The 25142-nt window shown below is 34.5% G+C and carries 23 protein-coding genes and 1 tRNA gene; 9 read left to right on the top strand and 15 right to left on the bottom strand.

The window, feature by feature from the left end; translation table 11 throughout:
• The first annotated feature begins 94 nt into the window (after nucleotides 1-94).
• Nucleotides 95-802, top strand: coding sequence for a zinc metallopeptidase (locus IV494_RS05990; RefSeq protein WP_196079230.1), 708 nt, complete (start codon nucleotides 95-97; stop codon nucleotides 800-802).
• 54 nt (nucleotides 803-856) lie between these two features.
• On the opposite strand, the gene IV494_RS05985 is transcribed toward IV494_RS05990, so the two are convergent.
• The 9 genes from IV494_RS05985 to rbfA form a co-directional block, all read right to left on the bottom strand.
• Nucleotides 857-1462: an IMPACT family protein gene (locus tag IV494_RS05985; RefSeq protein WP_196079229.1), complete on the bottom strand. Its 606-nt coding sequence runs from the start codon at nucleotides 1460-1462 to the stop codon at nucleotides 857-859.
• A gap of 29 nt (nucleotides 1463-1491) precedes the next feature.
• A complete protein-coding gene (ribD, locus tag IV494_RS05980) occupies nucleotides 1492-2514 on the bottom strand; it encodes a bifunctional diaminohydroxyphosphoribosylaminopyrimidine deaminase/5-amino-6-(5-phosphoribosylamino)uracil reductase RibD (RefSeq protein ID WP_196079228.1) in 1023 nt (340 codons plus the stop codon).
• A gap of 93 nt (nucleotides 2515-2607) precedes the next feature.
• Nucleotides 2608-3207 (bottom strand): hypothetical protein, encoded by a 600-nt coding sequence (locus tag IV494_RS05975; protein ID WP_196079227.1) that lies wholly within the window; start codon nucleotides 3205-3207, stop codon nucleotides 2608-2610.
• Between the two features lie 11 nt (nucleotides 3208-3218).
• Nucleotides 3219-5243 carry a DUF349 domain-containing protein gene (locus IV494_RS05970; RefSeq protein ID WP_196079226.1) on the bottom strand — a complete coding sequence of 675 codons (2025 nt, stop codon included), beginning with the start codon at nucleotides 5241-5243 and terminating at the stop codon, nucleotides 3219-3221.
• A 76-nt stretch (nucleotides 5244-5319) separates the two neighbouring features.
• Nucleotides 5320-6057, bottom strand: coding sequence for a shikimate dehydrogenase family protein (locus IV494_RS05965; protein WP_196079225.1), 738 nt, complete (start codon nucleotides 6055-6057; stop codon nucleotides 5320-5322).
• 160 nt (nucleotides 6058-6217) lie between these two features.
• A complete protein-coding gene (locus IV494_RS05960; RefSeq protein ID WP_196079224.1) occupies nucleotides 6218-7288 on the bottom strand; it encodes an endonuclease in 1071 nt (356 codons plus the stop codon).
• Nucleotides 7289-7497: 209 nt separating this feature from the next.
• The gene (locus IV494_RS05955; RefSeq protein ID WP_196079223.1) at nucleotides 7498-8616 is read right to left on the bottom strand and encodes an endonuclease; all 1119 of its coding nucleotides are present in this window, start codon (nucleotides 8614-8616) and stop codon (nucleotides 7498-7500) included.
• A 252-nt stretch (nucleotides 8617-8868) separates the two neighbouring features.
• A complete protein-coding gene (locus tag IV494_RS05950) occupies nucleotides 8869-10080 on the bottom strand; it encodes an ABC transporter permease (RefSeq protein ID WP_196079222.1) in 1212 nt (403 codons plus the stop codon).
• 22 nt (nucleotides 10081-10102) lie between these two features.
• Nucleotides 10103-10465, bottom strand: coding sequence for a 30S ribosome-binding factor RbfA (rbfA, locus tag IV494_RS05945; protein ID WP_196079221.1), 363 nt, complete (start codon nucleotides 10463-10465; stop codon nucleotides 10103-10105).
• Between the two features lie 273 nt (nucleotides 10466-10738).
• Here rbfA and mce point away from each other — a divergent pair, with 273 nt between their 5' ends.
• The 3 genes from mce to IV494_RS05930 all read left to right on the top strand — a co-directional run bounded on the left by mce (nucleotide 10739) and on the right by IV494_RS05930 (nucleotide 12996).
• Nucleotides 10739-11143 (top strand): methylmalonyl-CoA epimerase, encoded by a 405-nt coding sequence (gene mce, locus IV494_RS05940; protein WP_196079220.1) that lies wholly within the window; start codon nucleotides 10739-10741, stop codon nucleotides 11141-11143.
• A 317-nt stretch (nucleotides 11144-11460) separates the two neighbouring features.
• A tRNA-Ile gene (locus IV494_RS05935) sits at nucleotides 11461-11534 on the top strand.
• 250 nt (nucleotides 11535-11784) lie between these two features.
• Nucleotides 11785-12996 (top strand): TIR domain-containing protein, encoded by a 1212-nt coding sequence (locus IV494_RS05930; protein WP_196079219.1) that lies wholly within the window; start codon nucleotides 11785-11787, stop codon nucleotides 12994-12996.
• A gap of 96 nt (nucleotides 12997-13092) precedes the next feature.
• On the opposite strand, the gene IV494_RS05925 is transcribed toward IV494_RS05930, so the two are convergent.
• From IV494_RS05925 to IV494_RS05900, 6 genes are all read right to left on the bottom strand, one after another.
• Entirely contained in the window at nucleotides 13093-13704 is a 612-nt protein-coding gene (locus IV494_RS05925) for a toll/interleukin-1 receptor domain-containing protein (protein ID WP_196079218.1), read from the bottom strand.
• Nucleotides 13705-13706: 2 nt separating this feature from the next.
• A complete protein-coding gene (locus tag IV494_RS05920; RefSeq protein WP_196079217.1) occupies nucleotides 13707-14591 on the bottom strand; it encodes a DUF4231 domain-containing protein in 885 nt (294 codons plus the stop codon).
• On the bottom strand, nucleotides 14591-15178 hold the full coding sequence (locus IV494_RS05915; protein ID WP_196079216.1) for a TIR domain-containing protein: 588 nt from the start codon (nucleotides 15176-15178) through the stop codon (nucleotides 14591-14593). The genes IV494_RS05920 and IV494_RS05915 overlap by 1 nt, the downstream gene beginning before the upstream one ends.
• A gap of 1 nt (nucleotide 15179) precedes the next feature.
• On the bottom strand, nucleotides 15180-16412 hold the full coding sequence (locus IV494_RS05910; protein WP_196079215.1) for a TRAFs-binding domain-containing protein: 1233 nt from the start codon (nucleotides 16410-16412) through the stop codon (nucleotides 15180-15182).
• A gap of 87 nt (nucleotides 16413-16499) precedes the next feature.
• Complete coding sequence (locus IV494_RS05905) at nucleotides 16500-18671, bottom strand: toll/interleukin-1 receptor domain-containing protein (RefSeq protein ID WP_196079214.1); 2172 nt, start codon at nucleotides 18669-18671, stop codon at nucleotides 16500-16502.
• 53 nt (nucleotides 18672-18724) lie between these two features.
• Nucleotides 18725-19849 carry a patatin-like phospholipase family protein gene (locus IV494_RS05900; protein WP_196079213.1) on the bottom strand — a complete coding sequence of 375 codons (1125 nt, stop codon included), beginning with the start codon at nucleotides 19847-19849 and terminating at the stop codon, nucleotides 18725-18727.
• A gap of 246 nt (nucleotides 19850-20095) precedes the next feature.
• On the opposite strand from IV494_RS05900, the gene IV494_RS05895 reads away from it, so the two are divergent.
• The 5 genes from IV494_RS05895 (at nucleotide 20096) to IV494_RS05875 (ending at nucleotide 25142) form a co-directional block, all read left to right on the top strand.
• The gene (locus IV494_RS05895) at nucleotides 20096-20893 is read left to right on the top strand and encodes a hypothetical protein (protein WP_196079212.1); all 798 of its coding nucleotides are present in this window, start codon (nucleotides 20096-20098) and stop codon (nucleotides 20891-20893) included.
• Nucleotides 20894-20938: 45 nt separating this feature from the next.
• Nucleotides 20939-21397, top strand: coding sequence for a Fur family transcriptional regulator (locus IV494_RS05890; protein WP_449553825.1), 459 nt, complete (start codon nucleotides 20939-20941; stop codon nucleotides 21395-21397).
• A gap of 45 nt (nucleotides 21398-21442) precedes the next feature.
• Complete coding sequence (locus IV494_RS05885) at nucleotides 21443-23404, top strand: heavy metal translocating P-type ATPase (protein ID WP_196079210.1); 1962 nt, start codon at nucleotides 21443-21445, stop codon at nucleotides 23402-23404.
• A gap of 181 nt (nucleotides 23405-23585) precedes the next feature.
• Complete coding sequence (locus tag IV494_RS05880) at nucleotides 23586-24299, top strand: 3-ketoacyl-ACP reductase (RefSeq protein WP_196079209.1); 714 nt, start codon at nucleotides 23586-23588, stop codon at nucleotides 24297-24299.
• Between the two features lie 96 nt (nucleotides 24300-24395).
• Nucleotides 24396-25142, top strand: coding sequence for a glycerophosphodiester phosphodiesterase family protein (locus IV494_RS05875; protein ID WP_196079208.1), 747 nt, complete (start codon nucleotides 24396-24398; stop codon nucleotides 25140-25142).

Genomic DNA, 25142 nt, shown 5'->3' with positions numbered 1-25142 from the left:
AAAACAAATATAAATTATTAATACAAATATAAAAACTTTGGCACGTTTTTTACAGCTAAGAAGGCAATTTCAAAATACATAAATACAAGTAAAAATGATAGGATATTATTTGATAATAGGCGTTTCGATGTTGATCAGCTGGCTGGTTTCATCAAAACTCAAATCTAAATTTGCTTATTATTCTCAGGTTCATCTTCGAAATGGAATGTCAGGAAAAGAAGTTGCAGAAAAAATGTTGCGTGACAATGGAATTAATGATGTACAGGTAATTTCGGTTCCAGGTCAGTTGACCGATCATTATAATCCTGCAGAGAAAACAGTTAATCTTTCGGAAGGCGTTTATATGCAGAGAAATGCAGCGGCTGCGGCAGTTGCGGCGCACGAATGTGGTCATGCTGTACAACATGCGGTTGGATATTCGATGTTAAAGCTTCGTTCCACACTAGTTCCGATGGTTAACATCAGTTCAAGATTAATGCAGTTTGTTTTGATGGCGGGTATTTTTTTAATGTTCGCTACAAGATCAATTGATAATCCTAATGGAAATACTACCGTATTAGCGATCGGTGTTGCATTGTTTGCATTTACGACACTTTTCTCTTTCGTAACTTTACCGGTGGAATATGATGCGAGCAACAGAGCAATGAAATGGCTGAAAGATAGCGGAACCGTAACTTCCGAAGAATATGTTGGTGTAAAAGATTCTTTAACCTGGGCAGCTCGAACTTATGTCGTTGCTGCGCTTGGATCTTTGGCACAGCTCCTTTACTGGGCGTCAATGTTGATGGGAAGAAGGAATTAGAAGAGCCAGGCAAAAAGTAAAAAGAGCCAAGTCTTTTAGATTGGTTTAAAGATATCAAAGAAATTTGAAAGTAATATTTTGCATCTCGGACAATTGTTCCGAGATGTTTTCTTTTTGAGAAGTATTGATTTTTGCGACAATCTTGCACTGTTCTTCAGAAAGAAAATCCAGTATTTTACCCTGGAATTTATTAAGTAAAGTGAAAATTTGGTTTTGTTTATCAAAATTAAACGCTATTTCCAGCTCGCTTTCCAGATCTTTGGTCATAATTTCACCTTCCTCCAAAGTGATTTTTGCACATTCTTTATAGGCTTTTACCAAACCTGATACGCCGAGTTTTGTACCGCCATAATATCGCACTACAATCAAAAGAATGTTGGTCAATTCATTCGCGAGAAGTTGGTTATAAATAGGTAATCCTGCACTTCCATTTGGTTCTCCGTCATCATTTGCACGGTAATTTTCACCTTCAAGACCTAAACGAAAGGCGTAACAATGATGCGTCGCTTTTGGATGTTCGCTTCTAATTTTTTCTAAACTTGCTTTTAATTCTGCTTCACTATTCACCGGAAATGCAAAGCCAATAAACTTGCTGCCTTTTTCTTTGAGCAAAATATTCTCAATGGGTTTTTTAATGGTTTTAAAACTAAAGTTTTCCAAAATATTTAAGTTTAGTAAAATTTGAAAAATTACTTATTGCTATAAAATTCAACAATGTTATCCCGGAAATTTTCAGTTCTGTTAGGTTTAAAATTAAATTCAGGAGCTTTGGTTCCACTTCCTACATTCAGATCTTCATTTTTGATGATGATCGCTTCGTCCCAAAGACCAGCTTTAATAAATTGAGTCAGAGTAAAACTTCCACCTTCAATAATTACCGACTGGATTTGCTCTTCATAGAGTTTCTGTATTAAATTTTGGAGGAAATTTTCCTTTTCTATTTTTATGAATTTTACATTTTCTTCTATTGAATTTTTCTCGGCATTAAAAACCAAAGTTGGCGCTTTGTCATTGTAAATTTTGAAATCTCTCGGAACTTTTAAACGGAGATCGATGAGAATTCTAACGGGATTTCGCCCCGAAATTTCTCGTGTCGTTAAACTGGGATGATCAGACAAAGCAGTTTGAGTTCCTACCAAAATTGCGTGTTCCTCACTGCGCATTTTGTGAACAAACTGTTTTACCAATCCGTTGCTGATTTGAGTTCTTTTGAAGTCTTTGTCCAGAAAACCATCGTTGGACTGCGCCCATTTCAAAATAATAAATGGTCTTTTCTTCTGGTGAAAAGTAAAGAATCTTTTATTCAATTCCCGGCATTCATTTTCTAAAACTCCTGAGATGACCTCTATTCCTGCTTCTTCTACAATCTCTTTTCCTCGTCCGTTTACTTTTTTGTGGGAATCCAATGTTCCGATCACTACTTTTTTGAAACCAATTTCTACAATTTTATTGGCGCAAGGTGGCGTTTTTCCAAAATGAGAGCAAGGTTCAAGCGAGACGTAAATCGTAGAATCTTTCAATAAGTCTTTATTGACAACCGAATTGATCGCATTAATTTCTGCATGATTTTCCCCGGCTTTTGCATGAAATCCTTCTCCAATAATGGTGTCATTATAAACGATCACACTTCCAACGAAAGGATTAGGATATGTTTTCCCCAAAGCTTTTCTGGCAAGCTCAATACAGCGTTTCATGTAGATTTGGTCGGTCATTCTCGAATGAATAGAGGGTTGAGAAAAATGAGTATTTGCTAAAAAACACCCAACAAATCTGTCGAGTGTTTTGATAATTATTTTTTTGTAAAATTACTTCCCTGCGGGTAAAGCTGCCACTTTAATTTCTGGAATTTTATATTCGATGATGTTGGTCATCAAACGATCTCTTTCTTTATTCAAAGATTTTGCCGCAGATTTCAGATCACCATAACTTCTCTTCGCGTAGGAAAGAATGAGGAAACTTTTTTGCGTTCCCGCATCTAATTTCTTAAATCGGTAAACATTGTATTCGATATATGAATCGCCTTTTGACGGCGCTTCAGAAATAAAATAATCAACAATATATTCTTTTCCATCCGGGCTTTCAGAAACATTCACCTTTGCAAATTTATCTTTTTCAGCTCTGTTCTGAATCGATTCTACTTTTTGTCTTACGGCCAGTTCAATATCAATTTCTTTATTAAAATAAGAGAAGTCGAGTAGTTGCGTGAAATTTTCAATCTGCTCAACTCGCGGTAAAAACTGCTGCCTGTAAAGCGTTTTTGACGGTTGTTTGCTCCAACTCAACAAAAATTCGGTCCCATCTAAATCGATCGGTCCGGGAACCGAAATTAAATCTGCGACAGAACCCTGCGCTTTAATTAATCCTAAACTTGCGATGAACAGCAATAAAAATATTTTTTTGATCATACCGCTTTTGATTAATTTTCGCCCGAAAGAATATTGTGAAGCGTTTGTTTCATACTTTCAAGTTCAGATTTCTTGTCATCAATTCGCTCGTAGGTTTCTATTAATAAAGGATTTTCTCGCGTTGAATTTTTGAAGAAGCCTAAATTATTTTCCATTTTTACAATCTCTGCCTCAAGATCTCCAATTTGATTTTTGATTTTTCGGGCTTTGTCGGTAAGCTGATCTTCAGACAGGCCTTCTTCTTTCAGACTGTATTCACTAATTTTATTCAGTTTCAACTTATCTCTCAAAGTTTTGTTAAACTCTGTATTGATGGCTAATTTTTCGCGTGGAACTTTTCCGATATTGTTCCAGCTGGTTTTAATATGTTCTATTTTTTCAACACTTCCTTCTTCGTAAGTAACTTCTTTCAGCTCGTCGAGAAGTTGTTTCTTATGTTTGTAATTGTCTTTCCAGTTGTCGCTTACTGCATTATTTTTTTCTCTGTAATTATTGAAAAAAGTGTTACAGGCTTCGCGGAAATCATCCCAAACTTTATTCGTCATGCTTCTTGGAACGTGACCGATCGTTTTCCATTCATCCTGAAGTTTTTTGAAAAGCGGAACTATAATTTCCCAGTCTTCTGAAAGCATATTGTCTTTCGCAGTGGCGATCAATTTCAGTTTATTATCGAGATTGGTTTGCTGCGAATTTTTCAGACCTTTATAGAATTCGTTTTTCTTGGTGTTAAAATTTCTAAGATGTTGCTTGAAATCATTCCAGTTTTGATTGGAAACTTTTCTTGGAACACTTCCGAGTTTTAAAAATTCAGTTCTTAGATCTTCAATTTTTTTGATGGAATTCTGCCAGTAATTGTGATTTGCTTCTTTTTCAGGGTTGCAGATCTTTTTAATTTCCTCGATGATCTTCGTTTTCTTTTCGAGATTTTCAGCTTGTTCTCCGTCTATCTGTGCAGAAAGTTCACCTTTTCTATCGTGAATTCTGTTGGATATTTCTTTGAACTCGTCCCAGGTTTTCTCCCGGAATTCTTCTGCTACCGGTTCAGCTTCTTCTTTCCAGAGCTTATGCAGATATTGCAGTTCATTCAGCGCTTTCTGTACGGCAGGTTCAGTTTCCAGAACTTTTGCACGGTCGATGATGTGCTGTCTTTTCTCCAAATTATGGGCATATTCCTGCTCCATATATTCCTTATTCATATCCAGCATTTGATAAAATTGATTCAAATGGTGGAAATAATTATTATTAAGAATTTTAAACTCAGATTTTGCAACTTGTCCCGCGTTCTTCCAGTCTTCTTTAATGGTACGAATGGCTTTAAAGAGATTCGTTCCTGCTTCCGTATTGGTATAAAGATTTTTAAGTTTTTCTATAATTCCCTGACGTTCTTCTAAATTTTTAGAATGATTGGCTTCCTGTTTTTTGCTGTATTCATCGTTTTTCTCGCGGAAAAGGTGAATCAATGCAGAAAGTTTGTTTTGAGCAGGATGGTGAAAGTTGAAATTCTCTTCCGGATTTCCCGCGCCAATAAATTCATGCTTCTGATCTTCGATTTCGTCGTGAATAAAATGGTTGGCCTGTTCTTTCAGATGGTTAAAGGTTCTGAAATTTGCGCCTGCATCTTCTTTATTAACGATGCTTTCCATTTCTTTTAAAATTTCTGGTAACGTTAAAGAAGCAGTTTCTTCTAATTCAGTTTCTTCATTGTGATCCTGAGCTGGTTCGCCATGATCTGCTTTTTTCGGATCAATTTCTGACAGAACTTTTGTTGCAGCTGGGATCTCAACTGATTTTTGAGTATCAACATCTGCTTGATGTTCTGGTTTTTCCTGTAAAACTTCTTCAGAAGGTGAATCGGTTTCCGCAGCAGTAATTTCTTCAGTACTTTCTGAATTTTCAACAGCAACTTCCGTTTCAGGAATAGCTACGGTATTTTCTTCCAGAACTTCTGTCGGTTTTTCGGCTGTGTTTTCAGTGGGAACCTCTTCAGGAATTGGTTGTTTTTCAGGGTTGTCAGAGATTGAATCTTCTGTGATCATAGCAAGCTTTTTATTAGAATTAAAGGGCGGAAATTAATTTTGTTTCATTTGTGTGTAAACAGAGCACTAAATTAACTTATTTTTTTTGAAAATTCCAAATTTCCCAATTTTTTTCTGCCTGCTGCTCAAGCATATAATATCCGTTTGCAGTTTTGGCTCCTTTTTCGGAGGCTTTTTTAATGAATGAAGTGTAAACGGGATTATAAATGAGGTCGATAATCAAATGTTTTTCGGTCATTCCTTCAAAAGGAAAATCAAGACAATCTTCTACATTTGGAAAAGTTCCAACAGGTGTACACTGAATAATTAATGTGTTTTCAGCCACGATTTCTTTCGTAATATTTGAAAAATTTAATTCAGAATTTCGGGAAACTGTTTGGAAAGGAATTTCATATTTATTTAAAACATATTGTACCGCTTTTGCAGCACCGCCATTTCCCAAAATCAAAGCGGAATCGTGAAAACTTTTCCGATGAATTAAAAGGGTCTTTTCAAAGCCAAAAACATCAGTATTAAAACCTTTTTTGATGTTGTCCTTGATCAAAATGCAATTCACTGCGCCAATTTCGGCAGCTTCGTCGCTCAACTCATCTAAATAAGGAAGGATTTTTTCTTTATAGGGAATGGTCACATTTAACCCAATAAGATCTGGATCTTTAAAAATCTCTTCGACTTCCGAAATATCCTTTAAGTCGAAAACGTCATAAGAATAATCATTCAACATCAAACGTTGAAATTTATCTTCAAAATATTTTTTCGAAAAGGAGTAGGAAATGTTTTTCCCGATTATCCCTAAATGCTTCTGATCGTTCATCCGTCAAAAATAAAAAAAAAGACCAGTTAATAACCGATCTTCTATATGATTTATACTATTGTTTTAATTTATGGTCCATTCATTTGCAGGACAATGTTTCAAATTCGACAAAAAAAAACCGGCGAATTGATCACCGGTTTTAATTGATAGCAGAAGAAAATTACTCAACGATAAATTTCACTGATTCATTTTCAGTTTTTAGAATATAAATTCCTTTCACTGCATTTTTCAAAATTATTTTTCCTGAAGTTTTAAAATCCTGATTCACAGTTTGGATCAATTTACCCTCCATAGAATAGATCTGTACCTTTTTGATTTCATCAAGATTACTTCCCGAAAGTTGTAGTTCCCCATTTCTAACCGGATTCGGAGAAACAAAAAGTTTATTTTCAACAGTGTTTACATCGCTTGTAGAAAGACCAGATCCCCAAATTGCATTTACCCATTCTGGGTGGTCGATGAACGGGTTTCTGTTTTTTTGAAAAACGTAAGAAGCATTGTTTCTTTCGATTTCCGTAAGGGAAAGCGGATCCTGAGCTGCCCAGCTTACCAAAACGTCTTTTTCCCAGCTCGTCAATCCTGGATAAGTGGTGTTGCCCAACATTCCGCCGGAAGAAAACCCTGAAAGTCTGGATTCATATCTAGTTACAAAATAAAAGATCATTCTGGCGATATCTCCTTTAAATTCATTGATCGGTTCGCAAACAGATCCACTGTAACCCGGTGAAGTGCTTGGTCCAACCTTCGTTCCATTTTTGGAGGTAAATGAAGGATTCGTCACCATACCAAAAGGATAATTACTTCTCATTCCGTTTACTTTTCCATCGGTTGGACGAATAAAATGGATATCGGAAACCATCGGTGCATTAGAGCCGAAAAAACTTTGAGGAACTACGTGTTCTCTGTTGTAGCAATCGCCTTCAACGCTGTAATTTCCACATTTTTTCACGCCGTGCTGATAATTATAAGGATCTGTTCCGGTTGGATTTTCAGAATACATGTCTAAAACAGAACCGTCATTTTCATAATAATGATCTTTATCTGTTGTTGGATAGCCGTTGTAAAGGCCATTATATCCATTATCAATCGCACCTGCTGTGATGATCGAGCTTAATTTTGTTTTCAGAGCAGCACCTGTTAAACCTGTAGTTCCGTCGTAATAAGTTGCTGGAGCTTGAGCAAATGTCATCGAAAACAAAAAGCCCAGTAAAAGAGTAGTAAATTTTTTCATGTAAATTAATAATTAATTTGGAGGGCAAATATATATAAAAATTCAATCCAAAAATCAAATTCAAATTAATATTATGTTAAACATGATTTTTCTCAAATTTGATCGCGGTTTCATTAAATAATTCATATCGAAAATGGATTCAGCATTTCGATTTCAGACAAAAAAAACCGACAAAAAATGCCGGTTTCAATTTTTAAATCTCAAAAAACTTATTCAACTATAAATTTGGTTGACTGATTTTCTGTTTTTAAGATATAAGTTCCTTTTTCTCTGTTTTTTAAAATAATCTTTCTGGAAGTTTTCAGATTCTGATTGATGGTCTGTATCAATCGACCATCCATGGTGTAGATCTGTACCGTTTTTACCTGATCTAAACCGTAACCTGAAAGATGCAATTCGCCATTTCTAACAGGGTTTGGATAAATAGAGATTTTCTGATCGAAAGCAGCAACATCACTCGTAGAAAGGGTAGAAGTCCAGATCATATTTACCCATTCCGGATGATCGATGAAAGGATTTCTATTTTTTTGTCTGACATAAACTGCATTATTTCTATCGATTTCTTTTTGTGAAACAGGATCTTGAGCAGACCATTTTAACAGTAAGTTGATATACCATTGTTTGTAACCTCTGTCAACTGTTCCGTCTAAAGGGTTTCCTGCACTTTGATAAGGGGAGAAAGAAGCTAATTTATCTTCATATCTCGTGATAAAAAATAAAGACATTCTTGCTAAATCTCCTTTAAATTCATCGATCGGTTCGAAGATCGTTCCACTATATCCCGGGAAAGTACTGGTGCCTAATTTTGAGCCGTTTGTTGAAGTCCAGCTTGCGACACTTGCTTCTCCATAAGGATAATTTGACCGCTGACCGTTCACATAATAATCGGTCGGAATTACAAAGTGCGCGTCATTTGCCATTGGTACTGCGCTCTGACCACCAAAAAAACTTTTCGGTACAGAATGTTCGCGATTGTAACAGCTATTTTCGCTGTTCGCACCGTTTCCACACTGATTTCCACCATCTACAACACGTCCTAATTTATATTCGTAAGCATCGGGACCTGCTGGTTTTTCCGAATACATGTCGAGAAGAGTTCCGTTATTTTCGTAATACAAATCGCGGTCTGACGTAAAATAAGTTTGCCATAAGCCACCGGTTCCGCTTCCGTAACCCAGATCTAAAGCTCCGTTGGAGATGATCACGTTGAGTTTTGTTTTCAGGGCGTAACCTGTTAATCCTGCAGTTCCGTCATAATAATTGGCAGGAGCTTGCGCGAAAGTGATGGAGAATAATCCACCAAGTAAAAGAGTAAGAATTTTTTTCATTGGAGTGATAACTAAATTAGGGCTTCAAAGTTAGCTAAAAAATGAATCGACCATCATGGTTTGAATTACTTTTTTTAAGGACTCGATGTTAGATTTTTTGAAATTGGAATGTTTGATCATCAGAATGCTTAATTCGAGAATGATTTTCCTCATTACGTTAAAGAGAAATTATCTGTTTTTTGCTGCTAGTTAAAAGGTGTTTTTTTTAATAAAACTCGACCTTTCATAAGATTCTTATCTTAAAAAAAAAACTTATTGAATTTTGAAAAACGATTTATTGATTTTAGAGAAAATCCAGGAAACCCCAATTCCAAAAATACCCGAAGTCAGCGCTACAATAACGTAATTCATGAGTCGGATCCGAACCGGAAAAGGGAGATCGGTATTTTCGCCCGCTTTGAAAAATCCAGTCACCATCTGCAAATAGCTGATCGCGCTTCCCAGAATTAAACCACTCAACAAGCCAAAAGTTACAATAAGAATTCCGGTGAAGAAATAGACATTTCGGAGCGATTTTAAATTCATTCCTAATGAGATCAACGATTTCGACTGTTCCTTTTTATCAAGTTGCAAAATAATAATTGCTCCTGCCAGATTAAAAGTCGTGATGAAGATCACGAGCATAAAAATAAGGTAAATAAAGAGTTTCTCCGTATTGATCATCTTCCAAAACGCTGCATTTTCTTCCGATTTGGTTTTGATGTCGTATTTTTTTCCCAAAAGTTTTTGCACATGGTCTTTTACAGCATCTGTATTTTCAGGATTTTTTAATTTGATAACAATTTGATACGCCGATTTTTTTGGTAGATTCAGCAATTCCCGCGTGAGTTCAATGGGCGCAATGATCGTATTGTCCAGCTGATCATTTCCTGGAAAAACACCCGAAACAAAAATTTCCCTTTTATTGAAAATATCTTTTTCCGCGCTGATCATTCCTGTACCGGGTTTCGGCATCAACAATTCCGCAAAATCAGTCGACTCCCCAATCGGGATTGCCAGTCGGTTGTCCAGTTTGTTTTCCAGTAAAACTTCATTCGAATATTTAAAACTCGGATAGGTACCGTAGAAAATATTTTTATTGATCGGATTCACAAAAATGTACGCAGAATCTACGCCGCGCAAATTCGCAATATCACCATTATCCCGAAAATTGATATAAACTTTCTCCTCAATTACTTTAGAAAAATGAAGAATATCTTTAGTAGATTCTAAAATTTTCGTGGCTTTATCAACGTCCGGAAGTGTTTTTCCCTCCTTGCTTGTCACCGTAATGTCAGAATGCAGATTGGCGATCAGATCCTGATTCAGATCCTCCAAACCAGAGAAAACAGAAATAATAATAAACATCGCCGTCACTGCAACCATCATCGCTAAAGCGGCGAGCCACGTAATAAAAGTGACTGCAGTACTTCCTTTTTTTGCCAAAAGGTATCGGGTCGCAATATAAAAAGCCGTGTTCTTCAAAGAAAATAAACTTTAAAACAGATTATAGAATAGGATTGTCGCCTTCGCCTCTCAATTCTTTCTCAATTTTTTCCACATCGTCCAAAGTCGTGTCCAGGTAAAAATTAAGTTCCGGAATGATCCGCACCTGTTTCCCCATTTTCTGACCGATAAAATTTCTGTAATGTGCTTTATTCACCAGAATTTCCTTCATAATATCTTTCCGGAATTCTGTCGGGAAAATGCTCAAATAAATTTTTGCGATACTCAAATCAGCCGTTACTTTCACATCTGAAACCGATACCAAAAAGGATTGCTTACTTTCCGAAGCCTGTTTGCGGAACAATTCTGCAAAATCTTCCTGTATAATCTGTGCGACTTTTTTCTGTCTGTTGCTTTCGTTCATGGCGCAAATTTACTATTTTTGTTTCAATTATTGGGGCGTGCCCTTTTTTTTGCCACCGCTAAAATCCACCCCAAAAAAAAGGTCGGTTTCCGTGCAGTCGCTTTTTTGCGCCGCCGCAAAACCCACCGCAAAAAAAGAGCTCCAACAATGCACTTCACCCTCACGCAAGAACGCGCTAAAAATCAAAGTAAGATAAATCACCCATAACCAATTACCAATTACCCATTACCAATTGCTCATTATTCTTCATCCAACATCCAACATCCAACACCCATGAAAATAGAACACCTCGGAATCGCCGTAAAATCCTTAAAAACCTCCGACGAATTATTTGCTAAACTCCTGGGAAAAGAAAACTACAAACAGGAAGCCGTGGAAAGGGAAGGAGTCACCACTTCATTCTACGAACTTGGCGAATCGAAGATTGAACTCCTGGAAGCCACCAATCCAGAAAGTCCCATTGCCAAATTTCTCGATAAACGCGGGGAAGGAATTCACCACATCGCTTTCGGCGTAGAAAATATCCAAACAGAGATCGAACGCCTAAAAAAAGCCGGATTTATCTTCATCTCCGAAGAACCCAAAGACGGCGCCGATAATAAACTCGTCGTTTTTCTCCATCCAAAATCCACGAATGGTATTTTAGTAGAGTTGTGTCAGGAAAAACCTGCAGTTTAAGAGCCATGTAGGGACAAGTCGACACTTGTCCAATAGCACCCGGAATTTGAATGGTCAATTTCAATTTACTCATATCCAATCATGAAGACGCCGTCAAAAACCTTTGGATCTTTGCGTAAGAATTCTATTAACATTACATAAAAACACCAAACACCAAACACCAAACATCCAGCATCCATCTTCTCTCCTCCAACATCCCAAATCCCTCTTCTCAATTATATTTCTCAGGAAAAACCTTAAATAAATTTTGATTATTTCAAAAAAACGCTATTTTTGCAAACCCAATTGAGACTTCAATTTCTCCGGAAATAAAGTTAGGCCCTATAACTCAGCTGGTTAGAGTAGCTGACTCATAATCAGCAAGTCCCTGGTTCGAGCCCAGGTGGGGCCACAACATTGGAATAGAAGCACTTACAAAAATGTAGGTGCTTTTTTTATGTTAATAGTTATTAATATTATTTAAATTTGAATATATGAAAGGCAGAAAAACTGTTTTTAAATTTCCTAATTACTGGTATTGTTAGTGGCCATAGAATAATTTGTTGTCTTACATTTAGTATTTGCTTACAATTAAATAAATTTATTCTACGATTTGGTAAGCGAATCTATTTAATTAAATATAATTTTTAAAAATATTAAATATGAATATAATTACAACCTCGCAACGCTATTTTACAGGATACGATTTTTTTATTTCATATTCTAGGTTAGATTGTTCGGAATATGCTTCAAATTTAGCTAACAAAATTATTGAGCAAAAATATAGTTGTTATTTAGATCAATGGGGATCACAACCTGGTAAGGAGCTGCCAAATTCCTTAAAAAGAAAATTAAAAAATAGCTCAGTTTTAATTTTATTAGGGAGCGAAGCATCATTATTATCGAATGCCATAGAAGAGGAAATAAATATTTTTGAACAAACAAAAAAAATAATTATACCTGTTGAATTATGTAATATTACTGAAGCGAGTTGGTTTAAGATTATTGATGGTACTGCCAGATCCAATGAAAAAATAAATTTCAAAAATAATATTATTTCTGAGACACTATTAACAAGAATTAAAAACTCATTAAACTATACTCGACAATCTTCTAGAATTAGAAATAGTATAGTTTTATTCATATTTTTAATGATTTTGTCAATTGGGTCATTGTCTTATTTGTTTTCAAAAAGGAAAGAAATCGAAAAGGTTAACTTATCATTGAATGATTCAATTAAAATCAGGACAAAAGAATTAGTAAATATTGAAAAGGAACTAAGTTCTAAAGAGGAATCTTTACAATCAACAAATGATTCATTAAAACAAACAAAAGACCATCTAGATATAACATCATCAGATTTAAGTAATACAGTAGATAGTTTAAAGAAAAAAGGAGTTTCTCTAAATAACATTACCGCGGAATTATTTGTTAACAAAGAAAAACTTGCTGAAACAGATAAAGGTCTTATGACATCTCAAGAAAGAGTTAATAACTTTACAAATAAAACATTAAATTCTTATGAACCGCCTTTTAATGTTGAATGTGAATGTTTGAAAAAAGAGCACATCATACTTTTTGACGTTGAAAGTGATAAATTGAAGCCGATTTTTAAAAATTATCTTTCAAAATTGCTCATTTGCTTGAAGAAAAATAAAAGCCAGATTGAACTGATAGGTTATGATAGAGAAAATTACAGTAATTCGTATGCGCTAAATTTATCAGAAAGAAGAGCAAGCTCAGTTGCGACCTATTTAAAGGAAAATGGTTATGATGGAAGTAATATAAGAGCCATCGGAAGAGGGAATAGTGAAAAAGATAAAAAATTATTAGATCTAGTTGGATTAAGTAGAGTAGAATTAATTATTCAGTAATTTATGAAATATAATTTTTTTACAAATTGCATAGAGTAGTGATTTGAACTCGCATCATTTTCTATCATTCAATTTTTTATATCAATTACTCTGTTTCTATAACCGCCAATTAAGAACATTATCTAATGGATGATACGATTTAATATTTGAAAAAATTCTTGTTTCATTAATCATCGTACCTTCGGTTTTGCCCGAAATTTCAGAAATATATTCATTAATAGATTTTGTGCCTCTAATAATATATCCAACTTGCAAATAATCAGGAAGTGTTTTTTCGGAAATATCTTGTAGCGTCAAAATTGCCAATTGGATTTTATTCTTCTGTTTATTCTCCGAAGCATCTTTATCTAAAATTGTTGCATGTCCATAACCTACTTCAAATGGAACCCACTGTGAAGAATATGTCTTTTCAGAAATAACCACTAACATATGCGTACTTTCACTAATTCCCTTTTTAATAGATTCAGTAATCTTCTCGGGATTATTTTCTGTTGATGCTGATTGCAATCCAGCGTCTTCTTCATCAAGATAATAATCGACACCTGCATCTTTTAAATATTCAGCAATTTTTCTGCAAGCGGGTTTATCTTCTCTTTTGTGGCTCCAAAATATACAAGGTCTTTTTTCTAATTCTTTATCTTCTAATGTGTCTAATAGCCATTTAAAACTATCAACAAACTTTGCCTTATTATATCCTTTTTTTACCATGGTTAAATTCTTTTTTGAGCCAACCAAAGTGTATGTTCTCTCGACATTGCATTTTCAGAATCTAAAACATAAATTTGAAATTTTTCCTCGGTATGTATTAATTCAGCTTCTTGCTTAATTAGATTGAGTTCCGAAACTGCTGTAGTGTATGCTTCTTTATTCTCTTGATATTTTTTAAGTTGAAGCCATGCTAAGCAACATGCGGATAAACTTGTAAATAAACCAACTAATTTGATATTAGATTCGGGATTAAAAACTAAATACGCAACAGAAACCAATGCTAAAATTTGCATGATTATAACTGCCCAAAACCAAATTTCATATTTGTTTTTATTTGCGTCTGCTTTACTGGAATACCAACTTATTTGATTTTCAATTCTATTTTTTAAATAAAATTCCATTCTGTCTTTTAAGTTAAGTTGCCTTGTAGCAATCATTTTTTCTGTGATGATTGGTACTGATAAATGTTTTGCTTTAAGAGAAGCATTTAAATCTTTGAATTCATTTTTAATTTCTTTAATCCTGTTAATAAATCTTTTTTTTGCTTCATCATCATTTATAGTATCCTCAAAATACTCAGATTTTGTCATGAAACGCCATGTTAGGGTCTTGGCAGATTCTGCTAAAGCTCTACCTCGATACCACGTGCTTTCATACTTTTTGTTTTTTATAATCAAAGATAAAATGGTTGAAATCATTAATAAAATCCCCGAAATTACATAACCAATTCTCTTTGATTCTACTTCTTGAAAACTATATATTGCAACAACTGCCGCAGTCAGCATGGATATCAAACTCCATTTAATATAGTTTGTATAAAATTTTTGGGCACTTAATGAAGCGCTATCTCCAGCGATATAGAAATTTGGAAAGTCTTTCTCGTCCATTATGGTTTCACTTTGGTTTTATTAGAAATCGGATGGTCTCTTTTATCATATGCTAAATCAATATAGTAGTTAGGCCTTTTGCAAAATTCTTCCCAAGTAGTCAAAACGCAATATCGTTCATCTTCGCTCCACGCACATTTATCATTTGGAATATAGTAGTTATAAGCAAATTCTCTAACTACTGTATCATTATTTATTTTAACAATAGTGTGAGTTCCGCCACAAGTACTGCAAGTATTAGAAGTTCCAGGATAGATTTTCTCTGTCATTGAAGGCAAAATTACTCCTAAAATACCACTTTGCGTGTTACCAATCCCATGGTATAAAGAAGCCTGCAACTCCCTTTTTATATAATTTTGATTTTCAAACCAAGAGTTTTCAGCGGATTTATCTCCAATTAAGAAAATTGTAACAGTTGAATCTGACAAATAATTTTCTCTAATTTTCCTCATGATATAGTCTTCATCGTCAGAATTTATAGGTTCGTGTAAAGATTTGTCGATCATCTCTACCTTGAGATTTTCATGTATAAAAGTTTTGTATGGTTTGTCCTGTGTCTTAAAGGAAATAAAGCATTTATGAGCCATATTATGTGTTTTTAATTTTTTCTAAGCGACTTAATCCATCCTTGTAAGTTTCAATTTCCCAATCAGCAGGATTTAAGCTATAAAATTTATCATTAGATCTATTGAAGTTTTCTTCATCTTTCGCTGAAAAATAGCAATTTGCACTTGTTGCATAAATCCATTTTAGGTCACTTCGTTTCTCAAAATCTTCATCATTTTTTAGTTTTTTAATAACATAGATAATCTCTTTTCGGGTTTGTTTCGCGGAATATTTGAAATATATTTTTTCTTCTTCATCGATAGTAATTTCAGATTTTAAATCTAAACAAAGCGCATAATTTTCTCCAGTGTAATAATCTTGACTAATTGTAAAACCTCTTTTGTAATATTCTATTGCTAAGTCTAAAAATCCAACTTTATCTTTGTCTTCAAGCCACATTCTTTTATATATTGCTCCGGTAATTCCTAATGTTTCGGGATCGGTTGTATTTCTGTTTTCTGGTTCTAATTTTTTAATAATATTCAAAGCATCAGGAAGCGCAAGATAAAGTTCTACAGTTTTATCCTTGTACGTTGACAAAGCCCATTGTTGGATGTAATACGCATCATTTTCTACTTTTTCACTTGCTTTTTTCCAATGCTTTTTGGCTTCTAAAAAGTTACTTTTTGCCATTTCTTGCTTTGCAGCTTCTACTAATGCGAATAGACTATTTTCTTTGTTTGCCAAGTCTTTAATTATTTGACCATATTCGTCTTCAGGTAAAACGTAAGGTTGCATTCCACGAATATGATGAAACAAAGGACTGTCAACTTCACCAATTCTATCAACTTCCGTAATTAATTTTGTAAGTGCATCAACACATCTATTCGTTTCTGTGAAACCAATATCTTCTCCCATGTGCGAATAGGTAAAAATTTTATTATGACTTAAATCGAATGGGATATTCCCATCTTTTTCTTTCATAACAATAGTTGAAAAAGGTTTTGCGGCATGACGAATCCCAAGTTCATATATTGCGTTGGGATTAAAGGTGGTAATATCGGCAATACAAAGATCTGCATGAATAAGCAATGCATACATATTCTTATCAATTGTGCCTGACTCAAGAATTTCATCACTACGTACACAAATAAAGCCTGCTTTTTCTACGGCTGGCTTTATAATATTGTGATAGGTTTTATCAAGGTCATAAGTTTTTCCTAAAGTAGGGTCGGTCTTTTTGCCGTATCCCATAATTACGAAGCAGGTTTTCATTGGTTGTTATTTTTTTGTGATAAATTATTTTAAAAAAAGCTTAAAATGTTAGACTTTATGTGGAGCCCATTTTACCTTAAGCCATTTTCACTCTAATTTAAGTTCTTTATTTTTTTTGTCAAAATATTGCGTGTTTACTAATTTGAATTTATTATAAGAAAAATGTATTGTGGAAACTCTTATTTCATTTTCGGTTCGTTTGTTTTTATCATCAAATAATCTAATCCATTCGATATTACCTGATTTATTGAATTCTTGTTTGATAGTTTGATAGTTTCCTAAAATATTTATTGGTAGATCGTTTTTATCATAGTAACTAAATTTAGTAGGGTTGCCTCTGTTGTCATAGGATCTTGTTTCAATACTATAACCTTTATCAGAATTAGAAGGCATCAGTCTTTTGTCAAATGTCTGAACCTTAATCAAAAAACTATTTTCATCATAAAAATTTTTTGTCAAAAAGTATCCATTTAATTCAATTTTTTCTAATTTTCCATTATAAGTTTCTTCTTCAATGAGTAATCCATTTTTACTACTTTTTCTTTTAAGAACGGAATATCCTTCAGCACAATTTGTTCTACTTCCGCTAATATCAAAATGTTCAATTCTTATTATATTATTAAAATTGTCATAATGAGTTACGACTTTATGCGTTTGTTCTGTATTAGTATTTCTTACTGTAGGCTTGTAATCTTTATTAAAAAAAGAGTTGGATTCTTCTTGACCATTGTCATTATAAGTTAGATTCCAATAAGCGTAGCCATAAATATTGTTTATTGGGTTATTGAATGTATTAAGAAAAGTTATTAAAGTCATTTCCCCTTTTTCATTATATTCATATTTACATCCAAATGTCCCATCACTACTTTGAAATTTATTATTTTCTATATTGAAAGAAGAAGTGAAATCAATATTTTTATTTAAGTCATAATGAAATATTATTTTATGTCCATTCTCATTGTTTAAAATTGGTTTTCCTTCATAATTGTAATATGAAATTTGTACCAAATTACCTTCCTCATATTTATAATTAGTTATCCCGATTCCTTTTGCGTTATTCATAGGTTGACCTCGATGATCTAAAAATGTTTCTTTTAAAATTTGACCTTGCTGGTCTCTTATATATTTTTTCCCATATATTCCATTTAAATCATTTATAGGTTCCATACCACCATAACTATATTTTTCTTCATAAATATAACCTTGATTATCTCTAATTAAACTAATATGGTTTATTAAACTTTTAGAATATAAACCAATGTCAATTGGGCTTCCAGTTTCAATCGTTTGATTAGCATTCAATACAGCAGTACTTCCAGATGGGGTTTTAATGTCAATTTCATTTTTTTTGGATCCTGAATATATTATTCTTGCTAGTTTTATCCTGTGCAAATCAGAATAATCAATACTATTGAGTGTCCCATCTTCATTATAAAATAGATTCATCAAGACAGGTCTATATTGATTTTCACCTAACAGAAAATCTGTTAAAATATTAGAAGAGTTTAAATGTTCTACTGCTATTAACTTATTTCTCCTGTATTGAAATCTATAATGAGAATTTTTATGGGTAATTTGCTCTTTTGATAATTCAAAAATGCCATTCGGAATTCCAAATTTATCCACATAATTGGAATAGAATTTTGATTTAACTCTGTTGTAATCCCATATTTTAAAAATAGAAAATAATACTAAAGGTATCAGAATCGCAAGAAATGTATGATTTATTTTTCGTTTTCGTTTTTTCTCGCGCTCATGTCTTTGCCACAATACATCAAATCTTAATCCTAAAATGAATGCAACAATTTTTATAAATGCTTCTTCTTTTGTAAGTTCATTTAATGAGGCACCTAAAATATCTTTGCTTAATTCATCAGGGTAACAATTTTTCTGATTTTCAAGTTTAGGATTTGGGCTTCCTTCAATTATAAAAGGGATTATCCTATTTTCACCACCAAGTTCTTTGAATCTTGCAATTTCTTTTTTTACCCATGGTGATATTGAAGCTTTGGGAGAACAGATAACGATCAGAAATCGGGAATCTTCTATTTCTTTAGATAGATTTTGTTCCAATCTTCCTAAACCAATATCAGATTTGTCACGGAAAATTGGTCGAAGGTATTTTGCTTGTTTTTCTTTAGATAGAAAATTTGGAATTCTGTAATTTTCTAATTTGGTTTGTAACCATTTTGCCCACTTTGCATCTTCACTACTGTAACTTATAAAGGCATAATATTGAAATTTATGTTCGGTAATCATAGTCGAATATTTAGTCAAAATGTTATCGTGAATTTGAAAGCATCGTATTTCATTTATTTGAAAAATTTTTCTAAAACCTCTATTTCGCCGCTTTTTTCTCCAATTTCATATAGCAAATATCGATTAGAAGCATTACTCATTTCCGCAAGACTTTTAACATCTCTTAATGTAAAGTCCCTTTTCAAACCTAAACCATTTAAAGAGTTTTCAGATAAGCATATATTAAAACGGAGGTAATTGAGCATTGGCTTATTATATAAACAATCATCCTTTAAATCTCCCATTTCCTCATCAATTTTTTCTGCAGTTGGTGATTTGGAAAGCCATTGCAACATAATTTGATTTTGCCAACTTGAGTCTTGCATCAGCATATCAGGAACGCTTTTAGCCCAAGATAGTAACCAAGATTCATCTATTTGTTTTGAATGTTTATGATATTCTGTATAGCCAGTTCCAACAGAAATTAGAGTAAGTTTATCCTCGCCCAATTCCCATTGACATGGAAATCCTTTCATGTTGGCAATCATTAAAAGACTTAATGCTGGATTATTAGCCATACTAACACCACCATCAACAAAAGCACCTATTTCGCCATTTCCAATATCAATGGATTGCGGTATAAAATAAGATGGAGCTGCAGAACTTGCACGTAATAATTGCCATAATGGAATGTTTTTATTGGATTTATAAAACATTCCATTAGGATGATTAAAGAAAAACCATGTACTGTTTGTATCTGCTCTCTTGGCTACAATGCATAATCCAGTTTTTAGTTCGTCGCTTCCCAATGTTATATCGCCTACATGTTTTTTAAGATGCTTCACTAAACTTCTCTCACTAAATTCAGATTTAAAAAACCGGTAGGTTTCTAATGGATTCCACCAATTACGTTTTCCAGCAAAGATTTCTCCACCAAGTTCCATATACATTTCCCTGATTTCATCAACTGATTTACCTAATGCTAGTAGAGTTGCTATGATAGCTCCAGTAGACGTGCCACCAATGAGGTCAAAATAATCGCTTAAAACATAGTTTGGATTATTTTCTTTTTCACGCAAGATAGATTCAATTCTTTTTAGATACCCTAAAGAAAGAGCACCTCTAATACCACCACCATCTAGGGAAAGTATTTTTTTAGGTTCAGTGCTACTAAACCTATTTAAAAGATTGTCATTCATGGTAAAAGAAGTTTTTTAGTTTATATAAAATTATGAAAAATAAAATTTAAATCGTTATATTAATTTTATCTATGAATTTTTTTTCGAAGAACGTCTATAATTAATAAAAATTTGATGGAAGAATATTCGAAAAGCTTACGGTCATTATATTGTTTTTTATGTTCACCTTAAAAATTCACGAATCTATTTTTTTTCACTATAATGATTTTTCTAAATTTGCCTCTTCAATTTTAACAAACCATCCCAATGATCGACAAAAACTTCTATCTCGAAAACCTTTCCGCCTTTGATATTCTCATCCAGGATGATGACCATAAACAGGCGAAGGAAGTAATTTTTCGCGTTTACAGTATTTTGCAACGTGACAAAATCTGGCTTCGTGAAGTTGCGACGGAAGAGGAGATTTTTGAAGAAGACGCTGAACTTTTGGAAGAAGTTGAGGAAGAACTGAAAGAACTCGATGAAAAATATGATTTTCGTTTTGATGATTTTTACAAATTGGTTCAACAGGAAATGCGGAAAATCCAGTCACCTTCCAATGTAAATCTTACCCCTCATCAATTTGAGGTTGATAATGAAGAAGACTTTGAGGAAGATGAAGATTTCGATGAAGACGACGAGGATTTTGACGAGGAAGACGACGATGAGGAAAACGACGATCAATTCAGCCATCTTTCTGATGAAGAACTGGATTCTGTTACCGATTATATTCTGGAAAGTGCAAAAACAAGATTCGATTATCCAGCGCTTTTAAACGAATTTCCGGATACGGATGAATCCTTTTTAGATGACGAATTTATTTTGCCACTCATCGCCGCAAAAGCTTTTGGGGAAACCGATCAGGAGATTGCGGAAAAAATGATGGAGAGTTTTGAAATGTCTGGTTATGAAATTGAGATGCAGGAACTCCTCAAAATGATAGAAAAGAAAGGAAAAGAATTGGGACTCGAGATTTTAGCTTTTAAGATCGCAGCAGATTCTTTGCAGCAAGGAGCGCATCCAACGGCGGTGGTTCATCAGATCTCCCAATTATTAAGAGCTTAAACATGTCGAATAAAATTTCGGAAGCTTTCTGACAATTTTGAATTTATCTTTGTTCCTGCAGCAATCCCAAAAAATTTCTTCTCATGTCTCAAAAAAAGTGAATCAAAACTTCTTCATAAAAATACAAAACCGACCAGCATGCGGATTTTGGTTTATGACTTTTTAAGCGTGCAGGAGGCGGCTCTTTCCCTCTCTGAAATTGAAAAACATTTTGAAAATGCGGATCGCACAACCATTTACAGAACTTTAAAAACTTTTGAAGAGAAAGGAATTGTCCACAGCATTCAGGAAAATTCGACGACGAGATATAAATTGTGTCATGATGACTGCGACGAAAAAACGCACAAGGACTGGCATCTGCATTTCTACTGCAAGATCTGTAAACAAACGACTTGCAAAGAAGATATTTCCTTTTCAGAATCGGTGCAGGGTAATTTTAGAATTGATGAGATCCGGCTTTTTGCAAAAGGGATTTGCGAAAATTGCCTCGAAAGTTTGCAATAGCATTGCATTTGCTATACCATTACCTTTGAAATAAAATTATTCAATATGGAGGAATGCTGTAGTACAGAATCTAAAAAACAACCCACTCATTCGGAACATGATGGCCACGATCACGATCACGATCATTCCCATGAAACGGGAGATCAAACGACTTTCCAGCTTTTTCTTCCGGCCATCATCTCTTTTATCCTGTTACTTCTCGGAATTGTTTTCGATTACTGGCTAGAACCCAACTGGTTTTCCGGCTGGATCCGCCTCGTTTGGTATCTCATCGCTTATATTCCCGTCGGAATTCCCGTTTTAAAAGAAGCTTTTCAAAGTATCATTCATGGTGATGTTTTTTCGGAATTTTTCTTAATGGGAATCGCAACGGTGGGTGCTTTTTCTATCGGCGAATATCCGGAAGGTGTTGCGGTCATGCTTTTCTATTCCGTCGGTGAAATTTTTCAGATAATGGCAGTGACCAAAGCGAGATCTAATATTAAAGCTTTGCTCGATCAAAGACCCGATGAGGTGACGGTCATCACTTCCGGGAAACCTCAAATTGTTAAAGCTGAAAAAGTAAATATCGATGAAATTATTCAACTCAAGTCCGGCGAAAAATTAGGTCTGGATGGAGAATTACTTTCTGAAAAAGCCTCTTTTAATACCGCTGCTTTAACGGGTGAAAGTAAACCTACGAGCAAAATGAAAGGCGAAAAAGTCTTAGCCGGAATGATCAATCTCAATACCGTGAGTCAGATCAAAGTAACTGCCGCTTACGATGACAGCAAGTTGAGTAAGATCTTAGAAATGGTTCAGAATGCAACTTCTCAGAAAGCACCAACTGAATTATTCATCCGCAAATTCGCAAAAATTTATACGCCGATCGTGGTTTTTCTCGCCCTCGGAATTACATTCTTACCTTACTTTATCGTGAATGATTATATCTTTCGGGACTGGCTTTACAGAGCGCTCGTTTTCCTTGTAATTTCCTGTCCGTGTGCTTTGGTGATATCAATTCCGCTCGGTTATTTTGGAGGAATTGGCGCTGGAAGCAGGAACGGAATTTTAATCAAAGGCAGTAATTTTTTAGATCTTCTTGCGAATATCCAAAACGTGGTCATGGATAAAACCGGCACCATGACTGAAGGGGTTTTCAAAGTTCAGGAAGTTAATTTTCAACCTGGATTTAATAAAGAAGAAATTCTCCTCCTGGTCAATGCTCTGGAAAGTCAAAGTACGCATCCGATAGCGACTGCTATTCATGAATTTGTGGGAGAGGTAGATCATTCTCTCCTTTTGGAAAATGTAGAAGAAATTGCAGGTCAGGGTTTAAAGGCGACCATTAAAGGAAAGGAATTGTTGGTAGGGAATTTTAAATTGCTGGATCAATTCAACATTTTGTACGACTTAAATCACGCCAATATTGTGTATACGTTGATCGCCATTGCGTATGATCAAAAATTTGTGGGTTATCTCACCATAGCCGATGTCATCAAAGAAGATGCTCAAATAACCATTCAAAAGTTAAAAGATTTAGGTGTAAAAACGACTATGTTGAGTGGCGACAAAACTGCGGTGGTAAAATATGTCGCAGTACAGTTGGGGATTGCAAATGCTTTTGGAGACTTACTTCCGGAAGATAAAGTGAATAAACTGAAAGAAATTAAAGCGCTGAATCAAAGTGTCGCTTTTGTGGGCGATGGCGTCAATGATGCGCCGGTTGTCGCCTTGAGCGATGTCGGAATTGCTATGGGCGGTCTCGGAAGTGATGCCACGATAGAAACGGCAGATATCGTTATTCAGGATGACAAACCCAGCAAAATCCCGATAGCGATCAATATTGGGAAACAGACGAAAAAAATTGTGTGGCAGAATATCAGTTTAGCATTTGCAGTAAAAGCCGTCGTCTTAGTTCTCGGTGCAGGTGGTTTAGCAACCATGTGGGAAGCCGTTTTTGCAGATGTCGGAGTTGCGATGCTTGCAATTTTAAATGCAGTCCGAATTCAGAGAATGACTTTTTGATCTTCTAGAATTTTTCCTCTTTAGTTATTGATGTATTCATTGTTGTGGATCGTTGGGTGAAGTTTAAGAATTCAATTCCCTAACGCGACTAATTTAAATGTTAAGAGAAGTTAACTTGAACTCATCCATGTTGAAATAATATCTTATTCTTTAAATTTGTAGGATCAAAAAAATAATTGAAATGAATTTAAAAGGAAAAAGCGCCATCGTTACTGGTGGTGGAAGAGGTCTTGGAAAAGCCGTGGCTTTGATCTTAGCCAAAGAAGGAGTTAATATAGGAATCACCGGAAGAAATGAGGAAAATCTAAAAACGACGGTTGAAGAATTGAAAGGTTTAGGCGTTCAGGCTTCGTATTCCATTTTCAGTATGGATGAAGAAACTGCGGTACAAAAAGGAATCGCCGAATTAGCAAAAAATTTGGGTGGAGTAGATATCCTCATCAACAACGCTGGAATTGGTGACTTTGGAAGCATTGAAGAAATGCCGTCTGAAACTTGGGAACAAGTGATCAGGACGAATTTGTTCGGCGTTTATTATGCCGCGAAAGCAGTTTATCCGTTTTTGAAAGAAAAAGGAGCCGGAGATATAGTTAACGTTGCTTCAACAGCAGGTTTAAAAGGTGGACCGAATATGTCGGCTTATGCGGCTTCAAAATCGGCAGTTGTTTCGTTATCACAATCGATGATGGCAGAATGGAGAAAACAAAATATACGTGTTATCACTTTAACACCAAGTACGATCGCTTCGGATATGTCGATTCAAGGTGGTTTGACTGATGGAAATCCAGAAACTGTACTTCAACCGGAAGATTTTGCAGAATGGGTAAGAGATATTTTGAAAATGAATAGAAGAGCATTAATTGCAAATGGTTCTATTTTTTCAACGAATCCTTAATCGCCATTCTTTAAAAATTAATAAAGAGTTTCAATACTTATATCAAAAGCGGGTTTTTACTCGCTTTTGTTTTTTTTAGTTTTAAATTTGTTCATCATGCAAACTCAAATTATTGCGCACCGCGGGTTTTGGCAAACTGATCCACCAGCGATTGAAAATTCCCTTCAAGCTTTAGAAAATGCCCAGCAATTAAATATTTACGGGACAGAGTTCGATGTTCGAATGTCAAAAGATGGCGTGCTGCTTATCCATCATGATGAAAATTTTGGTAACCTGGAAATTTCGGAAAGCAATTTTGCAGATCTGGAAAAGCTGAAATTACAAAATGGGGAGAATCTTCCAACTTTAAAGGACTATTTAGCAAAAGGAAAAGAGAATTCATCCTTAAAACTGATTATTGAACTGAAAGCAATACATTCAGAAATGAAAGAAAATGAATTGGTTAAAAAATCAGTTCAATTGGTTAAAAAACTGCAACTTGAATCACAATGCGAATTTATTTCCTTCAGCCTAAATATTTGTGAGCAAATTAAAAAAGAAGAACCTTCTTTCAAAGTTCATTGTCTGAATGGAGATCTTTCGCCTTTGGAAATTAAAGAAAAAGGCTTTGATGGAATCGATTATCATTACTCTATTTTCTTACAAAATCCAACCTGGATTTCAGAGGCCAAAACTCTTGGATTAATCACAAATTCCTGGACGGTAAATGACCTTGAAATATTCGAGAAATTACAAAAACAAGGTATCGATTTTATCACCACAGACATTCCCGATCAGTTAGTGGGTAAGCAAGTTTTAATTTTAAGAATCCCATTGCTAAGTGAAACGCCTTTACGATCGTAA

Origin of the sequence: Kaistella gelatinilytica (assembly GCF_015679325.1) — a bacterium.
Taxonomy (GTDB): Bacteria; Bacteroidota; Bacteroidia; order Flavobacteriales; family Weeksellaceae; genus Kaistella; species Kaistella gelatinilytica.
The sequence above is the reverse complement of the archived record's forward strand: the minus strand, read 5'-3'. Positions and strand labels throughout refer to the sequence as shown.